20 protein-coding genes are annotated in these 23,447 nt (G+C 64.8%); 9 read left to right on the forward strand and 11 right to left on the reverse strand.

The features are described from left to right. Positions 1–196: 196 nt before the first annotated feature. The 5 genes from gnd to ACIPZ5_RS01390 all read left to right on the forward strand — a co-directional run bounded on the left by gnd (position 197) and on the right by ACIPZ5_RS01390 (position 5,690). Complete coding sequence (gene gnd / locus ACIPZ5_RS01370; protein ID WP_313710825.1) at positions 197–1,177, forward strand: phosphogluconate dehydrogenase (NAD(+)-dependent, decarboxylating); 981 nt, start codon at positions 197–199, stop codon at positions 1,175–1,177. Beyond that, positions 1,177–2,682, forward strand: a complete 1,506-nt coding sequence (gene zwf / locus ACIPZ5_RS01375) for a glucose-6-phosphate dehydrogenase (RefSeq protein ID WP_343597367.1) — start codon at positions 1,177–1,179, stop codon at positions 2,680–2,682. The genes gnd and zwf overlap by 1 nt, the downstream gene beginning before the upstream one ends. Positions 2,683–2,825: 143 nt before the next feature. After that, the gene (locus ACIPZ5_RS01380) at positions 2,826–4,622 is read left to right on the forward strand and encodes a glycoside hydrolase family 15 protein (protein WP_343597369.1); all 1,797 of its coding nucleotides are present in this window, start codon (positions 2,826–2,828) and stop codon (positions 4,620–4,622) included. 91 nt (positions 4,623–4,713) lie between these two features. Beyond that, positions 4,714–5,070 carry a VOC family protein gene (locus ACIPZ5_RS01385; protein ID WP_261940794.1) on the forward strand — a complete coding sequence of 119 codons (357 nt, stop codon included), beginning with the start codon at positions 4,714–4,716 and terminating at the stop codon, positions 5,068–5,070. Next, the gene (locus ACIPZ5_RS01390) at positions 5,070–5,690 is read left to right on the forward strand and encodes a TetR/AcrR family transcriptional regulator (RefSeq protein ID WP_261940793.1); all 621 of its coding nucleotides are present in this window, start codon (positions 5,070–5,072) and stop codon (positions 5,688–5,690) included. Before ACIPZ5_RS01385 ends, ACIPZ5_RS01390 begins: the two co-directional genes overlap by 1 nt. Before the next feature lie 123 nt (positions 5,691–5,813). Here the strand turns inward: ACIPZ5_RS01390 and preA are convergent, their stop codons facing one another. From preA to hydA, 3 genes are all read right to left on the reverse strand, one after another. Next, positions 5,814–7,088 (reverse strand): NAD-dependent dihydropyrimidine dehydrogenase subunit PreA, encoded by a 1,275-nt coding sequence (gene preA / locus ACIPZ5_RS01395; RefSeq protein ID WP_343597373.1) that lies wholly within the window; start codon positions 7,086–7,088, stop codon positions 5,814–5,816. After that, positions 7,089–8,456, reverse strand: coding sequence for an NAD(P)-dependent oxidoreductase (locus ACIPZ5_RS01400; RefSeq protein ID WP_343597375.1), 1,368 nt, complete (start codon positions 8,454–8,456; stop codon positions 7,089–7,091). It lies immediately after the preceding gene. A 93-nt stretch (positions 8,457–8,549) separates the two neighbouring features. Beyond that, the gene (gene hydA / locus ACIPZ5_RS01405; protein ID WP_261940790.1) at positions 8,550–9,989 is read right to left on the reverse strand and encodes a dihydropyrimidinase; all 1,440 of its coding nucleotides are present in this window, start codon (positions 9,987–9,989) and stop codon (positions 8,550–8,552) included. Between the two features lie 618 nt (positions 9,990–10,607). Here hydA and ACIPZ5_RS01410 point away from each other — a divergent pair. Beyond that, positions 10,608–12,107: an NCS1 family nucleobase:cation symporter-1 gene (locus tag ACIPZ5_RS01410; protein ID WP_261940789.1), complete on the forward strand. Its 1,500-nt coding sequence runs from the start codon at positions 10,608–10,610 to the stop codon at positions 12,105–12,107. Between the two features lie 11 nt (positions 12,108–12,118). Next, positions 12,119–13,402: a Zn-dependent hydrolase gene (locus ACIPZ5_RS01415; protein ID WP_261940788.1), complete on the forward strand. Its 1,284-nt coding sequence runs from the start codon at positions 12,119–12,121 to the stop codon at positions 13,400–13,402. A gap of 261 nt (positions 13,403–13,663) precedes the next feature. On the opposite strand, the gene ACIPZ5_RS01420 is transcribed toward ACIPZ5_RS01415, so the two are convergent. The 3 genes from ACIPZ5_RS01420 to ACIPZ5_RS01430 form a co-directional block, all read right to left on the reverse strand. Next, on the reverse strand, positions 13,664–14,620 hold the full coding sequence (locus ACIPZ5_RS01420; RefSeq protein ID WP_400806136.1) for an MBL fold metallo-hydrolase: 957 nt from the start codon (positions 14,618–14,620) through the stop codon (positions 13,664–13,666). 60 nt (positions 14,621–14,680) lie between these two features. Continuing rightward, positions 14,681–15,244 carry a lipocalin family protein gene (locus ACIPZ5_RS01425; protein ID WP_343597380.1) on the reverse strand — a complete coding sequence of 188 codons (564 nt, stop codon included), beginning with the start codon at positions 15,242–15,244 and terminating at the stop codon, positions 14,681–14,683. Positions 15,245–15,388: 144 nt separating this feature from the next. Next, a complete protein-coding gene (locus ACIPZ5_RS01430) occupies positions 15,389–16,024 on the reverse strand; it encodes a dihydrofolate reductase family protein (RefSeq protein ID WP_343597383.1) in 636 nt (211 codons plus the stop codon). Between the two features lie 161 nt (positions 16,025–16,185). On the opposite strand from ACIPZ5_RS01430, the gene ACIPZ5_RS01435 reads away from it, so the two are divergent. Together ACIPZ5_RS01435 and nudC are read left to right on the forward strand one after the other, a co-directional pair. After that, positions 16,186–16,998, forward strand: coding sequence for a crotonase/enoyl-CoA hydratase family protein (locus tag ACIPZ5_RS01435; protein WP_400806140.1), 813 nt, complete (start codon positions 16,186–16,188; stop codon positions 16,996–16,998). A gap of 36 nt (positions 16,999–17,034) precedes the next feature. Continuing rightward, positions 17,035–17,865 carry an NAD(+) diphosphatase gene (gene nudC, locus ACIPZ5_RS01440; RefSeq protein WP_400806143.1) on the forward strand — a complete coding sequence of 277 codons (831 nt, stop codon included), beginning with the start codon at positions 17,035–17,037 and terminating at the stop codon, positions 17,863–17,865. A gap of 130 nt (positions 17,866–17,995) precedes the next feature. Here the strand turns inward: nudC and ACIPZ5_RS01445 are convergent, their stop codons facing one another. The 5 genes from ACIPZ5_RS01445 to ACIPZ5_RS01465 form a co-directional block, all read right to left on the reverse strand. Beyond that, positions 17,996–18,775 (reverse strand): TSUP family transporter, encoded by a 780-nt coding sequence (locus ACIPZ5_RS01445; protein WP_261940782.1) that lies wholly within the window; start codon positions 18,773–18,775, stop codon positions 17,996–17,998. 205 nt (positions 18,776–18,980) lie between these two features. After that, positions 18,981–19,811 carry an alpha/beta hydrolase gene (locus ACIPZ5_RS01450; RefSeq protein ID WP_343597389.1) on the reverse strand — a complete coding sequence of 277 codons (831 nt, stop codon included), beginning with the start codon at positions 19,809–19,811 and terminating at the stop codon, positions 18,981–18,983. Positions 19,812–20,018: 207 nt separating this feature from the next. After that, complete coding sequence (locus ACIPZ5_RS01455) at positions 20,019–21,371, reverse strand: glutamine synthetase family protein (protein WP_400806147.1); 1,353 nt, start codon at positions 21,369–21,371, stop codon at positions 20,019–20,021. A 9-nt stretch (positions 21,372–21,380) separates the two neighbouring features. Then, the gene (locus ACIPZ5_RS01460; protein WP_261940779.1) at positions 21,381–21,932 is read right to left on the reverse strand and encodes a helix-turn-helix domain-containing protein; all 552 of its coding nucleotides are present in this window, start codon (positions 21,930–21,932) and stop codon (positions 21,381–21,383) included. Continuing rightward, complete coding sequence (locus ACIPZ5_RS01465; RefSeq protein WP_343597393.1) at positions 21,925–23,214, reverse strand: FAD-binding oxidoreductase; 1,290 nt, start codon at positions 23,212–23,214, stop codon at positions 21,925–21,927. The genes ACIPZ5_RS01460 and ACIPZ5_RS01465 overlap by 8 nt, the downstream gene beginning before the upstream one ends. Between the last annotated feature and the right edge of the window lie 233 nt (positions 23,215–23,447).

A 23,447-nucleotide genomic window follows, 5' to 3' on the forward strand; every position in this document is an offset into this window, starting at 1 on the left:
CTCGCGGTTTTGGCTGGTGACAGTTAAAGCGTAGACGCTTCACGCGGCGCGCATTCTGAATTCTTTTGCCGCTCATGGGAACTTTTTTGTTTAACGTTGTCACGCCGTTCGTCGCTGAACCCTCGGGCTCGGTGCTGGACTAATCTGAAAAATTGAACTGTGTTTGTCATCCATTTCGAAAGGGGAGCATCGGCTCATGCAATTGGGAATCGTCGGGCTGGGCCGCATGGGCGGCAATATCGCAAGGCGGCTGATGCGCGCAGGCCACCAGACCGTGGTGCACGACCGCAACCGTGAGGCAGTCGATACCCTGCATCACGAAGGTGCGCAAGGGGCCCATGACCTGGGTGCGCTGGTGCAGAAGCTCAAGGCACCGCGCGCGGTGTGGGTGATGCTGCCGGCCGGCGAACCTACCGAGCAGACCATCGCCCAGCTGGCCGAGCTGCTGGAACCGGGTGATGCGATCATCGACGGTGGCAACACCTTCTATAAAGACGACATGCGCCGCGCTGCCGAACTGGCCAAGCGCGGGCTGCATTACCTGGATGTCGGCACCTCCGGCGGTGTATGGGGCCTGGACCGTGGCTACTGCATGATGATCGGGGGCGAGAAAGACGTGTTCGAGCGCCTTGAGCCGCTGTTCAAGGCACTGGCACCGGGCGTCGGCGACATTCCGCGCACCCACGGCCGCAGCGGTGAGCATCAGCGCGCCGAGCACGGCTATATCCACGCCGGCCCGCCCGGCGCCGGGCACTACGTGAAGATGGTGCACAACGGCATCGAATACGGCCTGATGCAGGCCTATGCCGAAGGCTTCGACCTGCTGCGCAGCAAGGGCGGCAACGAGCTGCCGGAAGACCAGCGCTTCGACCTGAACGTGGCCGAGATCGCCGAGGTCTGGCGCCGTGGCAGCGTGGTCACGTCCTGGCTGCTCGACCTTACCGCCGATGCACTGGTGGCCGACCCGCAGCTGGCGCAGTTCAGTGGCTCGGTGTCCGACAGCGGTGAAGGCCGCTGGACCATCGATGCTGCCGTCGAGCAGGCGGTGCCGGTGCCGGTGCTGTCCAGCGCGCTGTTCGCCCGCTTCCGCTCGCGCCAGCAGCAAGGTACCTATGGCGACAAGATCCTGTCGGCCATGCGCCTGGGCTTCGGTGGCCACGTCGAGAAAAAAGACTGATGACCAAACAGACCATTCCTGCTGCTCCGCCCTGCACGCTGTTCCTGTTTGGTGCCAATGGTGACCTGGTCAAGCGCCTGCTGATGCCGGCGCTTTACAACCTCAGCCGCGATGGCTTGCTGGACCGCAACCTGCGCATCGTCGGCGTCGACCACAACGCGGCGACGGCTGATGAATTCGCCGAGCGCCTGCATGCCTTCATGCAGGCGCGCGACAAGGGCGGCGAGGGCGCTGCCAAATGCCTGGACGAAAAGCTTTGGGCGCGTCTGGCCAAGCGCCTGGATTATCAGACCGGCGATTTCCTCGACCCCGCCACCTATGCGGCGTTGGCCAGGCGCATCGAGAAAACCAGCCACGGCAACGCCATCTTCTACCTGGCCACTTCGCCGCGTTTCTTCCCCGAGGTGGCTCAGCGCCTGGGCGAAGCCGGCCTGCTCGACGAATCTGCCGGCGGCTTCCGGCGGGTGGTGGTGGAAAAACCCTTCGGTACCGACCTGGCCAGTGCCGAGGCGCTCAACGCCTGCCTGTTGAAAGTGATGAGCGAGCGGCAGATCTACCGCATCGACCATTACCTGGGCAAGGAAACGGTGCAGAACATTCTGGTCAGCCGCTTCTCCAACGGCCTGTTCGAGTCGTTCTGGAACAACCATTACATCGACCATGTGCAGATCACCGCCGCCGAGACGGTTGGCGTCGAGACCCGTGGCGCGTTCTACGACAACACCGGCGCGCTGCGCGACATGGTACCCAACCACCTGTTCCAGCTGCTGGCGATGGTCGCCATGGAACCACCGGCGGCGTTCGGCGCCGATGCGGTGCGTGGCGAAAAAGCCAAGGTGATCGGGGCCATTCGCCCCTGGTCGGCGAAGATGGCCCTGAAAAACTCGGTGCGTGGCCAATACGTGGCGGGCAAGCAGGGCCGCAAACCGCTGCCGGGCTACCGCCAGGAGCGTAATGTCGCGCCGGGCAGCCAGACCGAAACCTACGTGGCGCTCAAGGTGATGATCGACAACTGGCGCTGGGCCGGGGTGCCGTTCTACCTGCGCACCGGCAAGCGCATGAGCGTGCGCGACACCGAGATTGCCATCTGCTTCAAGCCGGCACCCTACGCGCAGTTTCGCGAGTCGGAGCTGGAGCGGCCCAAGCCCAACTACCTGAAGATCCAGATCCAGCCCAACGAAGGCATGTGGTTCGACTTGCAGGCCAAGCGGCCAGGGCCGGAGCTGGTGATGGAGAACGTCGAGCTGGGCTTTGCCTACAAGGACTTCTTCAAGATGACCCCGGCCACCGGCTATGAAACGCTGATCTACGACTGCCTGACCGGCGACCAGACCTTGTTCCAGCGGGCCGACAACATCGAGAACGGCTGGCGCGCGGTGCAACCGTTTCTCGATGCCTGGGCCCAGGGGGGCGAGGTGCATGAGTACCCGGCGGGCGAGGATGGCCCTGAAGCGGGCAATGAATTGCTGACCCGCGACAAGCGCGAGTGGCACAAGCTTGGATGACAGTGCCGTGTTGCCTGCTCGGGCCTCTTCGCGGGTGAACCCGCTCCCACAGGTACATCACTGACCTGAGAAAGTGATATCCCTGTGGGAGCGGGTTCACCCGCGAAGAGGCACGAGCACGCAGCCTTTGAAAAGGAGGTGCAATGCCCGCCCATATCGAAGACTACGCGCTGCTCGGCAACTGCCGCAGCGCCGCCCTGGTCAGCCGCGACGGTTCGATCGACTGGTTGTGCCTGCCGCGTTTCGACGCCCCGGCGGTGTTCGCGGCGCTGCTGGGCAACGAAGAGAACGGCCGCTGGCGCCTGGCGCCCAGCGACCCCGTCGAGCACACCCGCCGCCAGTACCTGGGCGACACCCTGGTGCTGGAAACCACCTGGGTCACTGCCAGCGGCCGCGCCCGGGTGCTCGACTTCATGCCACTGGACGAGGTCAACTCGGTGGTGCGTATCGTCGAGGGGTTGTCAGGCGAAACCCGCTTCGAAATGGACCTGGTACTGCGCTTGGACTACGGTCGCAGCGTGCCCTGGGTGGAGAAAATCGACCCGTTGACCCTCAGTGCGGTCGCCGGCCCCGATCGCCTGATCCTGTGCAGCAGCGTGGCGCCCCATGGTCAAGACCACCACACCGTCGCCCGTTTTGGCGTGTGTGCCGGCGAGCGCCAGGTTTTCAGCTTGCGTCACCAGCCCTCGCACTTGCCGGTGCAGCCCGACTGCGACATCGACCAGGCACTGCAACACACCCTGTCGCACTGGCAGGCATTCGCCGACCGTTGTCCTGAGGTTGGTGCCTACAGCGGGCTCGTGCGCCGCTCGTTGCTCACCCTCAAGGCCATGACCTATGCACCCACGGGCGGCATTGTCGCGGCGGTCACCACCTCGCTGCCCGAGCGCATCGGCCATGAGCGCAACTGGGACTACCGCTACTGCTGGCTGCGCGACGCCACCATGACCTTGCTGGCGTTCATGAACCTTGGCTATTTCGATGAGGCCCAGGCCTGGCGTGAATGGTTGCTGCGTTCGGTGGCCGGCAACCCTGAACAGATGCAGATCATGTATGGCCTGGCCGGCGAGCGTGACCTGCAGGAATACACCTTGCCGTGGCTGGCCGGCTACGAGCACTCGCAGCCGGTGCGGGTCGGCAATGCAGCTTCGCAACAGGTGCAGCTGGACATCTACGGCGAACTGGCCGACGCCATGACCCAGGCGATCAAGGGCGGCCTGCCGCGCCACCCGCGCAGTGCGGCGATCTCCCGGCTGATCCTGCCCTATGTCGAACGCATCTGGCGCGAGCCTGATGAAGGCATCTGGGAAGTGCGCGGCGGCCGCCAGCATTTCGTCCATTCCAAGGTCATGGCCTGGGTCGCCTTCGACCGCGCGGCGGGGCTGGCGGATACCACCGAGGAAGGTCGTGAGCGGGGTCGCCATTATCGGCAGGTGGCTGACGAGATTCATCGGGAAGTCTGCGCGCGCGGGCTCGATGCCGGCGGCCAGCACTTCGTCCAGGCCTACGGCTCGGCCGAAATGGACGCCAGCCTGTTGCAGATCGCCTTGACCGGCTTTCTGTCGGCCGAGGATCCGCGCTTTCAGCGCACCCTGGCGCAGATCGAACAGCGCCTGCTGAAGAACGGCCTGCTGCTGCGCTACGACAGCGACAGCTGCAGCGATGGGCTGACGCCGGGGGAGGGCACGTTCCTGGTGTGTTCGTTCTGGCTGGCCGATGTGTATGTGCTGCTGGGGCGTGAGGCCGAGGCCCAGGCGCTGTACGAAAAGCTCACCGGCTTGTGCAATGACGTCGGCCTGCTGGCCGAGCAGTACGACCCCGCCGGCAAGCGCATGCTTGGCAACTTCCCCCAGGCGTTCAGCCATATCGGCATCATCAACACGGCGCTGAACCTGCACCGGGCTCAGTGCCCGGTGCGGGACCGGGCCAGATGTGGCTGAGCGGCCAAGCGGTGACGGGGCCGGTGGCTGCTGCACGCAACTCGCGATCGTCGGAGTAGACTAAGCCAACCCCATTCGGCAAGGAGCACCCATGAGCGTTCGTGGCCACGATCGGCAGATCGACAACATCGAGTTCAACGTCAGCGATATCGCACGGAGCAAGGCGTTCTATGGCAGCGTGTTCGGCTGGCGTTTCACCGACTACGGGCCGACCTACACCGAGTTCAGCGATGGTCGTTTGACCGGCGGTTTCACCACCGGCGAAGCGGTACGCCCAGGCGGGCCGCTGGTCATCCTGTATGCCGACGACCTGGAAGGCGCACAGCAGCGGGTCGAGGCGGCCGGGGCGAAAATAAGCCGGGCGACCTTTGCCTTTCCGGGTGGCCGCCGTTTCCATTTCATTGACCCGGACGGGTACGAACTGGCGGTGTGGACGGCCCAAGCCTGATGGCCAACCACAAGATCGAAATCCGCCGTCGCAATATCGAGAAGATCCTCGTCGCCGCCGAAAAGGTGTTCGCTGAAAAAGGCTATGGCGCGACTTCCATGGGTGATATCGCCGAGCAGGCCGAGTTGCCGCGTTCCAACCTGCACTACTACTTCAGCACCAAGGACGAACTGTTCCGCGCGGTGCTGCAGGACCTGCTGGATGTGTGGAAGCAAGACGCGCTGTGCTTCGAGAACTTCGATGACCCGCGGGTGGTGCTGACCAGCTACATCCGCGCCAAGATGGGCCATTCACGGACACGGCCGCTGGGCTCGAGGATCTGGGCCGAAGAGATGTTGCATGGCGCGCCGGTGCTGGGGGTGAACCTCGCCGAGAGCCTGGTGCCCTGGGCGAAGCTCAAGGAAGACAAGATTCGCCGTTGGGTGGCAGAGGGGCGCATCCTGCCAGTGGAGCCTTCGGCGCTGCTCTACATGATCTGGGCGTCGACACAGCACTATGCCGACTTTGGCTACCAGGTGGCGTTGCTCAACGAGGGTGAGCCGTTGTCGGACATGGCGTTCGAGAGTGCGGTGCAGACGGTGACCTGTGTGATCTTGCGCGGGATCGGGCTGGAGCCTTGAGCAAACGGGGGCCGCTTTGCGGCCCAGCGCGGATGAAGCCGCTCCCACAGGTACCGCGCAGCCGCTGAATACGGCGTAGGAGCGGATTCATCCGCGATGGGCCACGCAGTGGCCCCAATGGCTTCAACTGGCCTCGCGGTAGGGGTTGCGCGGATCCTGGGTCCAGTTCATGTAAGGCTTGCCGGTATCCTGCGCCACCATCTCGATGCAGTTCTCCACCGGGCAGGTGATCTGGCACAGGTTGCAGCCCACGCATTCGTCCTCGATCACGCTGTAGGCATGCGTCCCGTCAGCCTTCAAGGTGCTGGCAATCGCCTGGTGCGAGGTATCCTCACAGGCAATGTGGCAACGCCCGCAACCAATGCACGCGTCCTGGTCGATATGCGCCACCGACTTGTAGTTGATGTCCAGGTACTTCCAGTCGGTGGTGTGCCCCACCGCCTGCCCGCGGAACGCCTCGAGGTTGCGGTGGCCGTGCTGGTCCATCCAGCGCGCCAGGCCGTCCTTCATGTCCTCGACAATGCGAAAGCCATGCAGCATCGCCGCCGTGCACACCTGCACCGCGCCGCTGCCCAGGGCGATGAACTCGGCGGCATCGCGCCAGTTGCCGATCCCGCCAATGCCGCAGATCGGCAGCCCGCGGGTTTCCGGGTCGCGGGCGATCTCGGCGACCATGTTCAACGCGATCGGCTTGACCGCCGAGCCGCAGTAACCGCCGTGGGTGCTCTGATCACCGACGATGGGGTGGGCGACCATGCGGTCCAGATCGACGCTGGTGATCGAGTTGATGGTGTTGATCAGCGACACCGCATCGGCACCGCCGCGATGGGCGGCACGGGCCGACTGGCGAATGTCGGTGATGTTCGGCGTGAGCTTGACGATCACCGGCAGCGAGCAGTGCATCTTGCACCAGCGGGTGACCATTTCCACGTACTCCGGCACCTGGCCGACCGCCGCGCCCATGCCGCGCTCCGGCATGCCGTGCGGGCAGCCGAAATTCAGCTCGATGCCATCGGCGCCGGTGGCTTCCACCAGCGGCAGGATGAACTTCCACGATTCTTCCACGCACGGCACCATCAGCGACACGACCAGGGCACGGTCGGGCCAGTCCTTTTTCACCTGGGTGATTTCCCGCAGGTTGATCTCAAGCGAACGGTCGGTGATCAGCTCGATGTTGTTGATGCCCTGCACCTGGCGGTTGGGGCCGTAGTGCGCGGAATAACGTGACGACACGTTGACCGCCGCCGGGTCCTCGCCCAGGGTCTTCCAGACCACGCCGCCCCAGCCGGCCTCGAAAGCGCGGACCACGTTGTAGGCCTTGTCGGTGGGGGGCGCAGAGGCCAGCCAGAAGGGGTTGGGTGCCTTGATACCGGCGAATTCGATGGACAGGTCGGCCATTTACGCTGCCTCCACGTTGAGCATGAGTTGGGCATGGATGGCTTCGGCGGCCAGCTTGCCGTGTTGCACGGCCTGGACGGTGAGGTCCTGGCCCAGCGCGGTGCAGTCGCCGCCGGCATAAACACCCGCCAGGCTGGTGCGCATGTTTTCGTCGACGCGGATTCTCTCGCCGTCGCGCACCAGTTGCGCGGCGACCGGGTCGCCGAGGCTGGCATCGTCGAAGCGTTGGCCGATGGCCTTGAAGATGGCGTCGGCGGCCAGCTCGTAAGTCTCACCGGTGTCACGCAGGCGGCCGTCAGCCAGTTCGGTGCGCATGAAGCGCATGCCGCGTACACGGCCGTCGTCATCGAGCAGCACGGCGTCGGGGCGGGCCCAGGTGTGAATGCGTACCTGGTTGGCCTTGGCGATGTCCTGTTCATGGCCGGTGGCACCCATGTCGGCGTGGCCGCGGCGGTAGACCAGGTTGACGTCGCGGGCGCCCAGGCGGCTCATCTGCACGGCCATGTCGATGGCGGTGTTGCCGGCGCCGATCACCAGGCAGCGGTCGGCCAGCGGCAGTTGCGCCAGGTCGTCGGCCTGGCGCAGTTCGCGGATGTACGCGGTGGCAGCGAGCAGGCCGGGCGCTTCTTCGTCGGCCAGGCCGAGCTGGCGCACGGCGTTCAGGCCCAGGCCGAGGAACACCGCGTCGAACTGGTCGCGCAACTCGCCCAGGCCAAGGTTGGCGCCCAGGCGCTGGCCATGACGGATCTCGATACCACCGATGCCAAGCAGGAACTCCACTTCGCGCTGGGCATAGTCGTCCACCAGCTTGTAGCGGGCGATGCCGTACTCGTTGAGGCCACCGGCCTTGTCGCAGGCTTCGAACACCACCACGTCATGGCCGTGCATGGCCAGGCGATGGGCGCACGACAGCCCGGCGGGGCCGGCACCGACCACGGCAATGCGCTTGCCGGTAGCGGGCGAGCGCTTGAACGGGTGCTCGCTGAAGTGGGCATTGTCCAGGGCGTAGCGTTGCAACTGGCCGATCAGCACCGGGGCGCATTCCTGGGCATTGTTACGCACGCAGGCTTGTTGGCAGAGAATCTCGGTGGGGCACACGCGGGCGCAGCTACCGCCAAGGATGTTGGCCGACAGGATGCGCTCGGCGGCGCCTTGCAGGTTCTCGTCGCTGATGCGGTGGATGAACGACGGGATGTCGATTTCGCTTGGGCACGCGTTCACGCACGGGGCGTCGTAGCAGTAAAGACAGCGAGCGCTCTCGACGGCAGCCTGGCGAGCGGTGAGGGGCGGGGCCAGGTCGGTGAAGCGCTCGGCCAACTGGTCGCTGCCGGCGCGCGGGCGCGGCAAATGGTTCAGGGCATCGATCACGGTTGTAGCCTCTCTTTTCTTTTTGGTCGTGGCAGTCAACGGCAATACGGCGCCGCCCGGCCTCTGAGGGCCGGTACGGCAATGCGGGTCAGGTCAGCGCTGAACGGGTGTCGGGCGCTGTTGCTCGGCGCGCCGGCCCAGCACCTCGTACACCGAGGGGTAGGCCGGGCGCTCCACGTACCGACCGGCGCCAGGCTCGGCGCGCAGGTCGCCATCGGCCCAGAGCACCTTGCCCTGGCTGATGGTGTGGCTGGGGATGCCGCGTACGGTGCGGCCTTCGAAAATGTTGAAGTCGACCCGTTGGTGATGGGTCTGGGCCGAGATGGTCCGCGTGCCCTGCGGGTCCCAAAGCACCAGGTCGGCGTCGGCACCGACGCGGATGGCGCCCTTGCGCGGGAACAGGTTGAAGATCTTCGCGGTGTTGGTCGAGGTCAGTGCGACGAACTCGTGCATCGACAGGCGCCCGCTATTGACGCCGGCGTCCCACAGTACCGCCATGCGGTCCTCGATGCCGGCGGTGCCGTTGGGGATGCGGCTGAAGTCGTTGCGGCCCATGGCTTTCTGCTCGGCGCAGAAGCAGCAATGGTCGGTGGCGGTGGTGTGCAGGTTGCCCGACTGCAGGCCGCGCCACAGCGCCTCCTGGTGCTCGCGCGGGCGGAACGGCGGGCTCATCACATAGCCGGCGGCGGTCGCCCAGTCTGGGTGGCGATAGACGCTGTCGTCGATCAGCAGGTGGCCCGGCAGCACTTCACCGTACACCGGCTGGCCCTTGGCCCGGGCGTAGGTGATTTCGTCCAGCGCTTCACGGCTGGAGATATGCACCACGTACAACGGCGTGCCGATGGTCTCGGCAATGCGGATGGCACGGCTGGCGGCTTCGCCTTCGACTTGCGAAGGGCGCGACAGCGGGTGCGCTTCCGGCCCGGTCAGGCCTTGGGCCAGCAGCTTCTGTTGCAGGTGGTAGACCAGCTCGCCGTTCTCGGCATGCACGGTGGGTACCGCACCCAGCTGCAGGCAGCGCTCGAAGCTGGCCACCAGGGTGTCGTCGGCCGCCATGATGGCGTTCTTGTAGGCCATGAAGTGCTTGAAACTGTTGACCCCATGCTGGTTGACCAGCTCGCCCATTTCCTCGGCGACCTGCTCGCTCCACCAGGTGATGGCGACATGGAAGCCGTAGTCGGACGCGCTCTTCTGCGCCCAGCCGCGCCAGGTGTGGAAGGCCTCCAGCAGCGACTGCTGCGGGTTGGGGATGACGAAGTCGATGATCGAGGTGGTGCCACCGGCCAGCCCTGCGGCGGTGCCGCTGAAAAAGTCCTCGCTGGCGACCGTGCCCATGAAGGGCAGTTGCATGTGGGTGTGCGGGTCGATGCCGCCGGGCATCAGGTACTGGCCGCTGCCGTCGAGGATCTCGCAGTCGGTAGGGGCTTCGAGGTCTTTGCCGATGGCGCGGATCTGGCCATCGACACACAGGACATCGGCGGGATAGCTCTCTTCATGGGTAACCACGGTGGCGCCACGGATCAACAGGGACATGCCGTCTTCCTCGCAGGCTGACCGGTCTGTGCCGGTTCTTGAAATTGTTATGTGCCAGTGGCTGGAGGATGCGGGTTAATCCTGTCAGGCCTGACAAGATTGGAATCTAGATGCAGTTTCAGGATTGTTCAAGAAAAAATTTCATAAGCATATATCGTTATTAACTTATTGATAATTAACGATTAATTGCCGTAATCACCAAAATGGTGAGGCCTTTCACCATTTTGACGCACTTGACAAGAAGCCAAATTGGTCAAGATTTTCCATGCAAAATCAGCTGCTTGATTCCCGGCTTCGAGGCGCAGGCCGCGCCGATGAAAAAACAGGCTGCACCAGTTTGAAACCTGGTGCAGGGGCCAGGGCCGGCCCAAGGTGGCGCAAGCGGCAGGCGAGGGCATAACCGTGCCCGCGCCTGCCGCGCAACAATGCTTTGCAGATCAGTTGATTACCTCCGCTCGGCGGCGGCCGGCCGGGTAGGCGCAAGCCAACCCGGCACGCAATTTGAGTACGGCCACAACCGCCAGGCCGGACCGGAGGAGCAGTACTGGTGGTGTGTGTACTCCGGCCATCGCGTTAGCCCGATGAGCAAACAACTAGAAGAAATCTGGAGAAGGCCCCATGCAACAGAGCAGATCGGAAGTGATCGAGCAGGCAGGCCTGTTCGAGCTGTCCGCAGGCAGTGACGTCCTCGACAGCCCGCGCTACAACCACGATATCGCGCCAACCAAGGTGCACCAGCGCACCTGGAACAAATGGCACATCACCGCGCTGTGGGTGGGCATGTCCATCTGCGTGCCCACCTACACCCTGGGCGGCGTGCTCACGGCCTACTTCGGCCTGAGCGTGGGCGAGGCACTGCTGGCGATCCTGCTGGCCAACCTCATCGTGCTCATCCCGCTGACCCTCAACGCGTTCCCCGGCACCAAGTACGGCATCCCGTTCCCGGTGCTGCTGCGCTCGTCGTTCGGCATCTTCGGCTCCAACGTGCCGTGCCTGATCCGCGCGGTGGTGGCCTGTGGCTGGTTCGGCATCCAGACGATGTTCGGCGGCCTGGCCATCCACCTTTTCCTCGGCTCGATCTTCGACGGCTGGAAGGCGTTGGGCGGTACCGGTGAAGTGATCGGCTTCATGGTCTTCTGGGCGCTGAACCTGTGGGTGGTGTTGCGCGGCGCCGAGTCGATCAAGTGGCTGGAGACACTGTCGGCACCGCTGCTGGTGGCGGTCGGTTTCGGCTTGCTGTTCTGGGCCTTGCCGCACATGTCGATGACCGAACTGTTGGCGCAGCCGCCCAAGCGCCCGGAAGGGGCCAGCGTGGTCGGTTACTTCTGCGCCGGGCTCACCGCCATGGTCGGCTTCTGGGCCACGCTGTCGCTGAACATTCCCGACTTCAGCCGCTATGCCAAGAGCCAGAAGGACCAGATTCTCGGGCAGATCTTTGGCCTGCCGCTGACCATGTTCCTGTTCGCCGCACTGGGTGTGGTGATGACCGCCGCCTCGGCGTCGCTGGTGGGGGAAACGGTGTCCGACCCGGTCAGCCTGATCGGCAAGATCCACAGCCCCGGCTGGGTGGCACTGGCCATGGCGTTGATCGTGATCGCCACGCTGTCGACCAATACCGCCGCCAACATCGTCTCGCCGACCAACGACTTCCAGAATATCGCCCCGCGCCTGATCGGGCGCAGCCGCGCCGTGTGGCTGACCGGTTTCATCGGCCTGGCGCTGATGAGCCACGAGCTGCTGAAGAAGCTCGGCTGGATCGTTTCCGACCTGAGCCTGGAGAGTGTCTATTCCAACTGGTTGCTGGGTTACTCCAGCCTGCTCGGGCCGATTGCCGGGATCATGGTGGTGGACTACTTCCTGATCCGCCGCCAGCAGCTGGACCTGGCCGGCCTGTACCGCGATGACGTGTACCCGGCGTGGAACTGGGCGGGCTTTGCCGCCTTCGCCTTGCCAGTGGCGCTGACCGTGCTGGCCATCGGCAACAGCAGTTTCAGCTGGTTCTACGACTATGGCTGGTTCACCGGCTCGCTGCTGGGCGGGGCACTGTACTACGCCCTGGGTGGCGTGGCGGTGCGCGGGCCGGCGATCGCGCCAGTGCAAACCAATAAAAATGCCTGAGGAGAAACACCATGAGCCAATCCCAGCATGTGCTGAAATCCACCGAGCGCCACGTCGACAGCGCGCGCCTGTGGCAATCGCTGATGGACCTCGCCCGCCTGGGCGCCACGGCCAAGGGAGGCGTTTGCCGGCTGGCGCTGACTGACCTCGACCGGCAGGCCCGCGACCTGTTCGTCCAATGGTGCGAGGCCGCCGGTTGCAGCGTCAGCGTCGATGGGGTGGGCAATATCTTCGCCCGCCGGCCTGGGCGCAACCCCAAGCTGCCACCGGTGATGACCGGCAGCCATATCGACACCCAGCCCACCGGCGGCAAGTTCGATGGCTGTTTCGGGGTGATGGCCGGGCTCGAGGTGCTGCGCACCCTCAATGACCTGGGTATCGAGACCGAGGCGCCGCTGGAAGTGGTGGTGTGGACCAACGAAGAAGGCTCGCGCTTTGCGCCCTGCATGATGGGTTCGGGTGTATTTGCCGGCAAGTTCACCCTGGAGGAAACCTTGGCCAAGCGTGATGCCCAGGGCGTGTCGGTCGGCGAGGCGCTGAACGCCATCGGCTATGCCGGCCAGCGCGCGGTGCTCGGCCACCCGGTGGGTGCCTATTTCGAAGCGCATATCGAGCAGGGGCCGATCCTCGAAGACCAAGCCAAGACCATCGGCGTGGTCCTTGGCGCGCTGGGGCAGAAGTGGTTCGACCTGACCCTGCGCGGCGTCGAAGCCCACGCCGGCCCGACTCCGATGCACCTGCGCAAGGACGCCCTGGTTGGCGCTGCGGCCGTCGTCGAAGCTGTCAACCGCACCGCCCACGCGCATCAACCCCATGCCTGTGGCACGGTCGGTTGCCTGCAGGCTTACCCCGGCTCGCGCAACGTGATCCCGGGCGAAGTGCGCATGACCCTGGACTTCCGTCACCTGCAGGGTGATCAGCTGGATGCGATGATCGCCGAGGTTCGCGCGGTGATCGAGGCGACCTGTGCCAAGCATGGCCTGAGCCATGAACTGGTCCCCACGGCGGATTTCCCGGCGCTGTACTTCGACAGCGGTTGCGTCGATGCCGTGCGCCAGTCGGCGCAGGCGCTGGGCCTGCCGCACATGGACATTGTCAGCGGCGCAGGGCATGACGCGATCTTCCTCGCCGAACTGGGGCCGGCGGGGATGATCTTCGTGCCTTGCGAGAATGGCATCAGCCATAACGAGATCGAGAACGCCACGCCAGAAGACTTGGCGGCGGGTTGCGCGGTGTTGCTGCGGGCCATGCTGGCGGCGTCGGAGGCGATCGCCAGCGGGCGCCTGGCGGCATAACGACGCGCTGAACGGGGCCGCTTTGCGGCCCATTCGCGGGGCAAGCCCGCTCCCACAGAAATCGCGCCAGATTCTGGAAATTGAGCAAGACAGTTGCTCCCACAGGGTATGCGGACTTCTTGCGAACTCAGTTCTCACCGCGACAGCGCAGCCCACAGCGCTGGGTGATCTCCCGCAGGTACTGCACAAGCATCGAAATTTGCGCAGTACCTGTGGGAGCGGGCTTGCCCGCGAATGGGCTGCAAGGCAGCCCCGGCGATCTCAAGCCGAAACCAGCAGCCCATCACGCCCGATGTGGTAACGCTGCAGGTCCCGCGCCAAGGTCAGGTGCCCGGTGTAATGAGCCAATGCCTCCTCACGCACATCATCAATGCACGGGCTGCGTTTCGGATCCCCCTGGTATCGCGCACTGAAATGCGTCAGCACCAGATTCCGCACCCGCGCCGCTTCGGCGAACTGCGCCACCGCCGCCGCCGTGCTGTGGCCGAACGCATTGCCGCTGCGCTCGACGATGGGCTGGGTATAGGTCGCCTCATGCACCAGCACATCCGCATCCTGGGCAACCTCGGCGAGCAACGCCGGGTTGTCGTTATCGCCACAGACGATCACCCGCCGCGGTGGCCGCGAGGCTTTCAGGTAGTCACGTGGCGTTAACCGCTGCCCGTCATGCTCGACCACCAGCCCCTTGGCCAGGTCACCCCACAACGGCCCGCGCGGGATCCCTTCGGCCTCCAGCCGCTGAACATCCAGGCGTGGTTCGGGGTTCAGTTCGGTGAACACGAAGCCGACGCTCGGTACGCGGTGCGACAGCTGCACGCAACTGACCAGAACGTTATCGCTCTGCCACTGCCCCAGGCGCTCGACCGGCAACAGGCGCAATTCGAACGGCAGGTAGGTTTCGCTGGCCGCCAGGCTCAGGCGCACCCAGTCCTGCAGCGCGGCTGGCAGGATCAGGTCGAGCGGTTCGCTGCGCCCGGCCATCCCGGCGCTGGCCAGCAGCCCCGGCAGGCCGAAGCAGTGGTCGCCATGCACATGGGTGATGAAGATGCCGCGCAGGTCGCGTACCGAGAGCGAACTGTGCAGCAACTGATGCTGGGTGCCTTCGCCGCAATCGACCAGGTACCAGTGCTTGCCGCTGGCTTCGATGACAGCGGTGGCGCTGACGTTGCGGGCTTTGGTAGGCACCCCCGAGGAGGCGCCCAGAAACTGCAGGTCCACTGTTTCGCTCCGTGCGTGGGGGAGCCACACCTTAGACGCAATGCAGCCGCGCGTCGATGCTCAGGGCACGGCAGGGGCGTCCTGGCGCCAGATCAGCTTGCGGGTGTCGTAGCCCTGCTTCTGAGCAATAGCCACCAGTTGGTCGCGGGCCTGGTCGGTGATCGCCGGTGTGCGCGACAGCATCCACAGGTATTCGCGGTTGGGGTGGCCGACCAGCGCCACGCGGTAGTCCTTGTCGTGGTACAGCACCCAGTATTCACCCTTGGTCAGGTCCGGCGCCAGGCGGCTGAACCAGTTGTCGAAGCGCACCCACAGCTTGTCGGTTTTGCCTGGGACTTGGGCTTCGGCAATGCCGCGGGCCTCGTTCCATTCGCCGTCCTTTTCCTTGCAGCGGTTGGTCACGTCGATCCGGCCATCCTCGCGCAAGCCGTAATGGGCTTCGGACTGCACGCAGTTGCGCTGGAAGAACATCGGCAGGCGCGCCAGTTCGTACCAGGTGCCCTGGTAGCGTTGCAGGTCGACCTGCTCGGTGGTCGGCGGGGTGTGGTGGTCGTCGTTGGAACCGACGCAGCCCATCAGGGCCAGGGTCATGCAGGAAAGCATAAGGGCCGTGCGCATCGCCATGGCAAACCTCCTGTCAGCGAATGTAGGGCTCACCCTTGGTTGGATGCGGGCTGGGGGTAAAAGTTGTATCGGTTCTTCCTGGCTTGAGTTATCTGGCGCTCGATCTCAAAGGCGCTGAAAATGCCAAGGCAAGCGCCCCGGCCCTCACCCATTTTCCGGCGGCAAATCAAACGACCCAGTCTCAACCTCACCCGCCCGCACATAGCGGGCGATGATCACGCCCTTCGGCGTCACCTGCGAATGTACCAGGGTGAAAACCCCAGGCGCGGCATCGTCCCCGAACAGCCGTTTGCCATGCCCCAGCAACACCGGGTGAATGAGTAACTGCAACTCATCGACCAGGCCGGCTGCGAGCAATTGTTGCACCACATCGGCACTGCCCTGGGTCAGCAAATCGGCGCCGTCCTGCTGCTTCAGGGCACGTACCGCTGCAACAATATCCGCGCCCAGCGCATGGCTGTTGTGCCAATCGAGGCTGTCAGGGTCATGGGTGGCGACATGCTTGGCCACGCTGTTGAACAGGTTGGCAATCGAGAAATCTTCGGTATCGTCCTTCACCTTCGGCCAGTAGCCGGCAAAGATGTCATAGGTGCGCCGGCCCAGCAGCAATTCAAAAGGCTGGCTGAACAGCGCCTGCATGGCCTGGCCAAATACTTCCTCGGCATGGGGCACGAGCCAGCCGCCATGGGTGAAGCCGCCACTGGTGTCTTCCTGTGGCCCTCCAGGGGCCTGCATGACGCCGTCGAGGCTGACGAAGGCGGCTACGATGAGTTTGCGCATGGGGCTCTCCTGAAAGGCCTGAAGGGGGTGATGATTCACCTATGGTCGAACGGCGCACGGCGATTTCGACAGGGCATGCAGTCCCGTTTTTGGCACAAGCACGGTCATCCGCCTGGGTTACCATCCACGCTGTGAACCCTTTCCCCACAGGAGTGCCGCCCGTGACCGAGTACACCGCGTTCAAGGTCGAACTGACCGATAGCATCGCCCATGTGCAGATCAATCGCCCGGAAAAAATCAACGCGATGAACGCGGCCTTCTGGGCGGAAATCGTCGACATCTTCCAGTGGATCGAAGACACCGATGCGGTACGCGCGGTGGTGATCAGCGGTGCCGGCAAGCATTTTTCCGCCGGTATCGACCTGATGATGCTGGCGTCACTGGCCGGGCAGCTGGGCAAGGACGTTGGCCGCAATGCCCGCTTGCTGCGCAAGACCATTCAGCGCCTGCAGGCGTCCTTCAATGCCGTGGACAACTGCCGCAAACCGGTACTGGCGGCGGTGCAGGGCTACTGCATCGGCGGTGCCATCGACCTTATCTCTGCCTGCGACATGCGCTACTGCAGCCGCGATGCGCAGTTCTCGATCAAGGAAATCGACATGGGCATGGCCGCCGATGTCGGCACCTTGCAACGTTTGCCACGTATCATCGGCGACGGCATCATGCGTGAGCTGGCCTTCACCGGGCGTAATGTGGAAGCCGACGAGGCGCTGCGCATCGGCCTGGTCAACCGGGTCTATGATGATCAGGCCGCGTTGCTCGACGGGGTCTTTGCCATTGCCCGTGAGATTGCCGCAAAATCGCCGATCGCCGTGGCCGGCACCAAGGAAATGCTCAGCTACATGCGTGACCATCGCATCGACGATGGCCTGGATTACATCGCCACCTGGAACGCCGCGATGCTGCAGTCCGAAGACCTGCGCGTGGCCGTGGCGGCGCACATGAGCAAACAGAAACCGACGTTCGCCGACTGACCGGGCCGGGGGACGCGCAGTAAAGGAACCCCCGACATGTCAGCTCGCTGGACTACCGCAGTACTCGACCCACAGATCACCGGGGGGCTGGCCGTGGCCCGCAGCCCGGAAGGGTTCCTGGTGGACGCCAACGGTGCGCTGTTCCCCCGCGACTGGCTCAAGCGCCAGGACCTGGACGTGCTGTGTGAACACGGCATCGGCCATTTCGATGGCGAGCCGGTATTCCTGCTGGAGCTGCGCCGCGCGACCGAGGTGCCGGGCTGCAGCTGGCGTGGGCTGCGTGCGTTCATGCTGGAAGGCGACTTCGACACCTACACAGTGCTCGGCTATGCCGCGCAGATCGGCACCTGGGCCCGCGAGCACCGCTTCTGCGGCAGTTGCGGGCAGGCGATGACGCAGATCCGCTGGGAGCGGGCGATGTACTGCCAGCCCTGCGACCTGCGCAGCTACCCGCGCATTTCGCCGAGCATGATCGTGCTGGTGACCCGTGGCGACGAAATTCTGCTAGCCCGTTCGCCGCGCTTCGTCGCGGGCGTGTACAGCACCCTGGCGGGCTTTGCCGAGCCGGGCGAGTCTGCCGAAGACTGCCTGGTGCGCGAAGTGCGTGAAGAGGTGGCGGTGGAGGTGCGCAACATCCAGTACGTCGGCAGCCAGTGCTGGCCGTTCCCGCATTCGATGATGCTGGGCTTCCATGCCGAGTACGCCGGGGGCGAGATCGTCATGCAGCCGGACGAGATCGAGGACGCCAAGTGGTTCAGCGTGCACGACCTGCCGCCGCTGCCGGCCGGGCGCTCCATCGCCCGTTACTTGATCGATCTGTACGTTGCCCGGCGGCTGGGCAGTGACATCCCTGCTTTCCCGTCCTAGCTGCAGTGAGAAATGTTCTCCGGCTAGGCGCAGGGCGCAGGCAATGGTCATTCCATTGCCAAGTCCTGCAACGACGACGGAGGACATTTCGCGCGCAGATAGGACGGGAAAGCAGGGATGTCACTGCCCATCAGGCCTGCCCGAACCAGTGCTGCCACGCTAAACGTACGGTCAACGCCAGCACCACGGTGATGAACACCGGGCGGATGAACTTGCTGCCGCCGCTGATTGCCGTGCGTGCGCCGAAGAAGGCGCCGACCATCACCGACAGGCCCATGCACAGGCCGACGATGTAATCCACCTGCCCGGAAATGATGAACACCGTCAGCGCCGCGATGTTGCTGACGAAGTTCATGCTGCGCGCCACGCCGCTGGCGCGGACCAGGTCGATGGGGTAGAGCAGCAGCGTGCTCACGGTCCAGAACGCACCGGTGCCAGGGCCGGCCACGCCGTCGTAGAAACCCAGGGTGAAGCCCTGGGGGAACTGCCATTTCTTCCTGATCGGTGCATCGGCATCCAGCGGCGCCTTGGGCGTGCCGCCGAACAGCAGGTAGATACCGCAGGCGAAGACGATCACCGGCAGCATCTTGTTCAGCCACTCGGCCGGCATGTAGTGGGCCACCAGCGCACCGATCGAGGCGCCGAGCAGGGTCGCGAACAGGGCCGGGCGCCATTGCGCCGGGTGGAACAGCTTGCGCTTGTAGTAGGTGAAGCCGGCGGTGGCCGAGCCGAAGGTCGAGCTGAGCTTGTTGGTGCCAAGCACCAGGTGCGGTGGCATGCCGGCGGTGAGCAGCGCCGGGGTGGTCAGCAGGCCACCGCCGCCGGCGATGGCATCGATGAAACCGGCGACGAAGGCGACCAGGGCGAGGATCAGCAGGGTGAGCGGTTCTACGGTGAGTTCGAAAGGCATGGGTGTCTGGCAGGCAGAGGGCAGGGCGTGCGGCAAATGGCCGCGCTAGAAGGGACATGGTAAGCCTGGGCGCAAACGGTTGCCAGTGCCGGCCTCTTCGCGGCGGTTCGACAAGCCCGCTACCACAGGACTACACCTGATCCAAGACTACGCAGTCCCTGTGGGAGCGGGTTCACCCGCGAAGAGGCCGGTGCAGCAAGTCACATCAACTCTGGATGAACGCCAGCAGATCCGCGTTGATCACATCGGCATGGGTGGTCGGCATGCCATGCGGGTAGCCCTTGTAAGTCTTCAGCGTGCCATTGGGCAGCAACTTGGCCGACATCGGTCCGGAGTTTTCATAAGGCACGATCTGGTCGTCGTCGCCATGCATCACCAGCACGGGCTGCTTGATGCCCTTGAGGTCTTCAGTGAAGTCGGTCTGTGAGAACGCCACGATGCCATCGTAATGCGCCTTGGCGCTGCCGATCATGCCTTGGCGCCACCAGTTGCCGATAATGCCTTCCGAGGCTTGCACACCCGGGCGGTTGTAGCCATAGAACGGGCCGGCCGGCACATCGCGGTAGAACTGTGCACGATTGCTGGCGACCTGGGCCTGGAAGTCGTCGAACACCGACTTTGGCAGGCCGCCGGGGTTGGCGGGGGTCTGCACCATCAGCGGTGGCACGGCGGCGATCAGCACGGCCTTGGCTACCGGGTCGCCGGGATGACGCGCCATGTAGCGCACCACTTCGCCACCCCCGGTGGAGTGGCCGACATGTACCGCCCCCTGGGTGCCAAGGTGGGCGACCACAGCGGCTACATCGTCGGCATAGTGGTCCATGTCATGGCCATCCCACACCTGGCTGGAACGCCCGTGGCCGCGGCGGTCGTGGGCGACCACGCGAAAGCCCTTGGCGAGGAAGAACAGCATCTGTGCGTCCCAGTCGTCGGCGCTGAGCGGCCAGCCGTGGTGGAAGTGGATGACCGGCGCATCGCGCGGACCCCAGTCCTTGTAGAAGATCTGGACGCCATCCTTCGTGGTTACGTAGCTCATGGTTGTGTCTCCTCAGTGAAGGAACCGAAGTGAGCTATTGAGAATAGGAGGGATTTCGTTCGGCAGCCGGATTTGTTGCGCCAGGACTGGCCTGTTCGCGGGCACGCTCGTTCCCACAGGTCCTGCGCTTGCCTCAAGGCCTGTGCGACACCTGTGGGAGCGGGCTTGTCGAGGCGTCGAACCGCCGCGAAGAATCCAACACCGATGTCACATGAACCAGCGGTACTCCCGCGCACTGACTTCCTGCATGAACGCCAAGTGGTCCTGGCGCTTGTTCTCGCAATAGACCATCACGAACTCTTGCCCCAACCCTTCGTTGACCGCCGGGTGGCTGCGCATGGCCGCGACTGCGCCGAGCATGTCTTTGGGGAAGTCGACGCCGCTGCGGCGGTCTTCGTTAAGCGGCGCAATGGGTTCCTGCCCGGCATCCAGCCCATGTTCCATGCCACACAGGATCGCCGCCAGCACCAGATACGGGTTGGCATCCGCCCCTGCCAGCCGGTGCTCGATACGCAGGTTGCGCGCATCCGACTCGGGAATGCGAATGCACGCATCGCGGTCCTCGAAACCCCAACTGGCACGGCTGGCGGCATTGACCATGGCGCCATAGCGGCGGAAGGCATTGTGGTTGGCCGCAAAAATCGGCATGCAATGCGGCAGCAGCGCCAGGCAGCCAGCCACGGCATGGCGCAACGGGCGTTGCTGGTCGGCGGCCAGCAGGTTGTTGCCGGCCTGGTCGTACAGGCTCACATGCACATGCATGCCGCTGCCCGGTGCCTGCAGGTAGGGCTTGCTCATGAACGAGGCGCGCAGCCCGTGCTTGAGCGCGACACCCCGGGTGCTGCGGCAGAACAGGGCGGCCCAGTCGGCGGCTTGCAGGCCGTCGTCGCAGTGGCCGAAGTTGATCTCGAACTGGCCAGGGCCCAGCTCAGCGGTGATGACGTTGGCATCCACACCTTGCGCATTGGCGGTCTCGACCATGTCGTGCAGCACCTGGCTGAAGCGCGACAGCCGTTCGATGTGCATGTTGGGCTGGTCGTCCGGGTCATCGCTGAGCGGGTCGCGGGGGAACTGTGGCAAGCCCTGCTTGAGCGCCCGGTCGAACAGGTAGAACTCCAGCTCGAACGCCACCACCGGGCGAATGCCGCGACGTTCCAGGCGCTGCAGTACGCGGGCGAGGACCTCGCGCGGTTCGAACTCGATGGGTGCGGCGGTGCCGTCGGAGCTGATCAGCATCTGCCCCAGCGGCTCGCGCTCCCAGCTCACCGGCTTGAGCGTGCCAGGGATCAGGCGGCGGATGGCATCCGGGTCGCCGTCGTTGAAGCAGTAGTCGCCAATCGGGAACAGCCCGCCTTGTACGCCCAACAGTACGCAGTTCTGCGGCAGTTTCAGCGGGCTGCCGGCGGCGACTTTTTCCAGCATGTCGATGGGGTAGCGCTTGCCATAGAAATGCCCAGGGATGTCCAGGCTGAGCAGGTCGACATGGCTGACGTCGGGATAGCGGGCACGGAACGCGCGGACTTCACTGAGCAGATCGGGAAAGCCTGTTGTTGGAGTCATGCTGTGCTCTCATCGGAAGACCCAGAGGACGCGGGTCGTCTGGTCGGTCAGGTTGGCGTAGCGAAAGTGGCGGTTGGGCGGCAGCTGGAAGCTGTCGTTGGGCGCGAGGGTCACGGCTTGCTCATCGTCAGCCAGCCAGAGGGTCAATTCACCCTCCAGGACAAAGCCGCCTTGTTCGGAGCTGTCGTCCAGGTGCCCCTCGCCACTGCTGGCACCGGGCGCCAGGTGGCTTTCGAGCATGGCGAAACGGCCGTTGAGGGTGGGCGAAACCAGCACGTCGCTGATGCCTTCGGCGTAGTAGAGGGTGCGCCGCTCGCCGGGGCGGGTGACCCAGTCCAGCGCGGGTGGCTGGCTGGCCTGGTAGAAGTAGGTGGTCGGCACCTGCAAGGCTTCGCTGATCGCCGTGAGGTCGGCCACGGTGGGCTGCGACAGGCCGCGCTCGACCTGGGACAGAAAGCCCAGCGAGCGCTTGACCTTGCCCGCCAGCTCATCGAGGGTCAGCCCGCGGTGCTTGCGCAGGTCGCGGATCAGCAGGGCCAGGCCCAGGGCGTCTTCAGACATGATCGCGCATCCTGTACCAGGCCTTGGCTGCCGCCTCCAGCGGTGCGGCCAGCAGGTCACCGCCGGGGAAGCGGCCGTTGTCTATGCCCTGGTACAGCGCCAGCAGGTCGTCGTCGCCAAGAATCGCATCGCTGACCGCTCGTGCGGCGGCCAGGGTCGGCAGCACGCCGTGGCCGGAGAACCCTTGCAGCCAGTAGCGCTGGCCCGCGCGGCCGACGTCCGGGGTGCGCTGGATGCTGCAGTCGATATGGCCTCCCCAGGCATAGTCGATGGCCACCCCGGCCAGTTGCGGGAACACCCGTTCCAGGTAGGGGCGGGTGGCGCTGGCAACGTCCTTGGGGATGCCGCCCAGGTAGGTGCAGCCGCCGCCGAACAACAGGCGGTGGTCGGGGGTGAGGCGGAAGTAGTCGGGCACGAACTGGTTGTCGATCACGCAACTGTTGCGTGGCAGCAGCGAGCGGGCGAATTCGGCCTCCAGCGGCGCAGTGGCTACCTGGTACGAACCGACCGGCAGCAGCCGGCGCGACAGGCCGCGGTCGAGGCGGTCGATGTAGGCATTGCAGGCCAGCACCAGCACGTCGCAACGCACCTCGCCATGCTCGGTGCGGGCCACGTAGCCGTTGGCGCTTGGCTGATAGTCGAGGACCTGGCTCTGCTCGAAGATACGCCCGCCATTGGCTTCGATCGTGGCCGCCAGGCCCTGGGCCAGTTTCAGCGGGTTGAGGTGCGCGCCCTTGGCATCATATAGCGCGGCCTGGTAGCGCGGGCTGTCGATCCATTGTGGCAGCTCGTCGCGGCCGATCAGGCGCAGGGCGTCGTAGCCCCATTTGTGTTCGGCGTCGTGCAGCGCCTCTTCGAGCATCTTTATCCGCCGTGGCAGCACCGCCGTCCACAGGCTGCCGAGCCGGTAGTCGATGTCGAAGCCATGGCGCAGGGGCAGTTCGCGCATCTCGTCGGCGGCCCAGCACATGCTGTCCCACAGGCGGCGAGTGCGTTCCACACCCAGGGCTTTTTCCAGTGGCGGCATGTCGCACGACCAGCCCAGCAGCGCCTGGCCACCGTTACGGCCGGAGGCGGCCCAGGCGACCCGGCTGGCTTCCAGCAAGGTCACGCGCTTGCCGGCCAAGCTCAGGCGCAGGGCGGTGTGCAGGCCGCTGAAACCGGCGCCGATGATCAGTACATCGGTGTCATGTTGGCCTTGCAGGGTGGGGCGCAGGGGGATGCTGGCGGGGTAGGTCTGGGCGTAGTAGCTGGCGACGTGCTGGGCGGATTGCTTGAACATGCCTTGGCCTCGTGAAATTTATTGTGATTATTTTCATGAAAATCTAGCAGGGTTTTTTCATGGCGCCAGGGCCGTTCGTCTTTGCGTCGTCGTTGGATATATGATCCGGGGGCCGCTTTGCGGCCCATTCGCGGGTCAAGCCCGCTCCCACAAAGGTCGCGCTAGCCCCGAATCCTGTGGGAACCCCCGAATCCTGTGGGAGCGGGCTTGACCCGCGAATGGGCCGCAAAGCG

The sequence above is a fragment of the Pseudomonas sp. NPDC089428 genome (genome assembly GCF_044749325.1).
In the GTDB taxonomy this organism is placed as follows: domain Bacteria; phylum Pseudomonadota; class Gammaproteobacteria; order Pseudomonadales; family Pseudomonadaceae; genus Aquipseudomonas.

Coding starts and splice junctions, on each gene's coding strand:
- gnd (WP_313710825.1), top strand. CDS start 197: ATGCAATTGGGAATCGTCGGGCTGGGCCGCATGGGCGGCAATATCGCA.
- zwf (WP_343597367.1), top strand. CDS start 1,177: ATGACCAAACAGACCATTCCTGCTGCTCCGCCCTGCACGCTGTTCCTG.
- ACIPZ5_RS01380 (WP_343597369.1), top strand. CDS start 2,826: ATGCCCGCCCATATCGAAGACTACGCGCTGCTCGGCAACTGCCGCAGC.
- ACIPZ5_RS01385 (WP_261940794.1), top strand. CDS start 4,714: ATGAGCGTTCGTGGCCACGATCGGCAGATCGACAACATCGAGTTCAAC.
- ACIPZ5_RS01390 (WP_261940793.1), top strand. CDS start 5,070: ATGGCCAACCACAAGATCGAAATCCGCCGTCGCAATATCGAGAAGATC.
- preA (WP_343597373.1), bottom strand. CDS start 7,088: ATGGCCGACCTGTCCATCGAATTCGCCGGTATCAAGGCACCCAACCCC.
- hydA (WP_261940790.1), bottom strand. CDS start 9,989: ATGTCCCTGTTGATCCGTGGCGCCACCGTGGTTACCCATGAAGAGAGC.
- ACIPZ5_RS01410 (WP_261940789.1), top strand. CDS start 10,608: ATGCAACAGAGCAGATCGGAAGTGATCGAGCAGGCAGGCCTGTTCGAG.
- ACIPZ5_RS01415 (WP_261940788.1), top strand. CDS start 12,119: ATGAGCCAATCCCAGCATGTGCTGAAATCCACCGAGCGCCACGTCGAC.
- ACIPZ5_RS01425 (WP_343597380.1), bottom strand. CDS start 15,244: ATGGCGATGCGCACGGCCCTTATGCTTTCCTGCATGACCCTGGCCCTG.
- ACIPZ5_RS01430 (WP_343597383.1), bottom strand. CDS start 16,024: ATGCGCAAACTCATCGTAGCCGCCTTCGTCAGCCTCGACGGCGTCATG.
- nudC (WP_400806143.1), top strand. CDS start 17,035: ATGTCAGCTCGCTGGACTACCGCAGTACTCGACCCACAGATCACCGGG.
- ACIPZ5_RS01445 (WP_261940782.1), bottom strand. CDS start 18,775: ATGCCTTTCGAACTCACCGTAGAACCGCTCACCCTGCTGATCCTCGCC.
- ACIPZ5_RS01450 (WP_343597389.1), bottom strand. CDS start 19,811: ATGAGCTACGTAACCACGAAGGATGGCGTCCAGATCTTCTACAAGGAC.
- ACIPZ5_RS01455 (WP_400806147.1), bottom strand. CDS start 21,371: ATGACTCCAACAACAGGCTTTCCCGATCTGCTCAGTGAAGTCCGCGCG.
- ACIPZ5_RS01460 (WP_261940779.1), bottom strand. CDS start 21,932: ATGTCTGAAGACGCCCTGGGCCTGGCCCTGCTGATCCGCGACCTGCGC.
- ACIPZ5_RS01465 (WP_343597393.1), bottom strand. CDS start 23,214: ATGTTCAAGCAATCCGCCCAGCACGTCGCCAGCTACTACGCCCAGACC.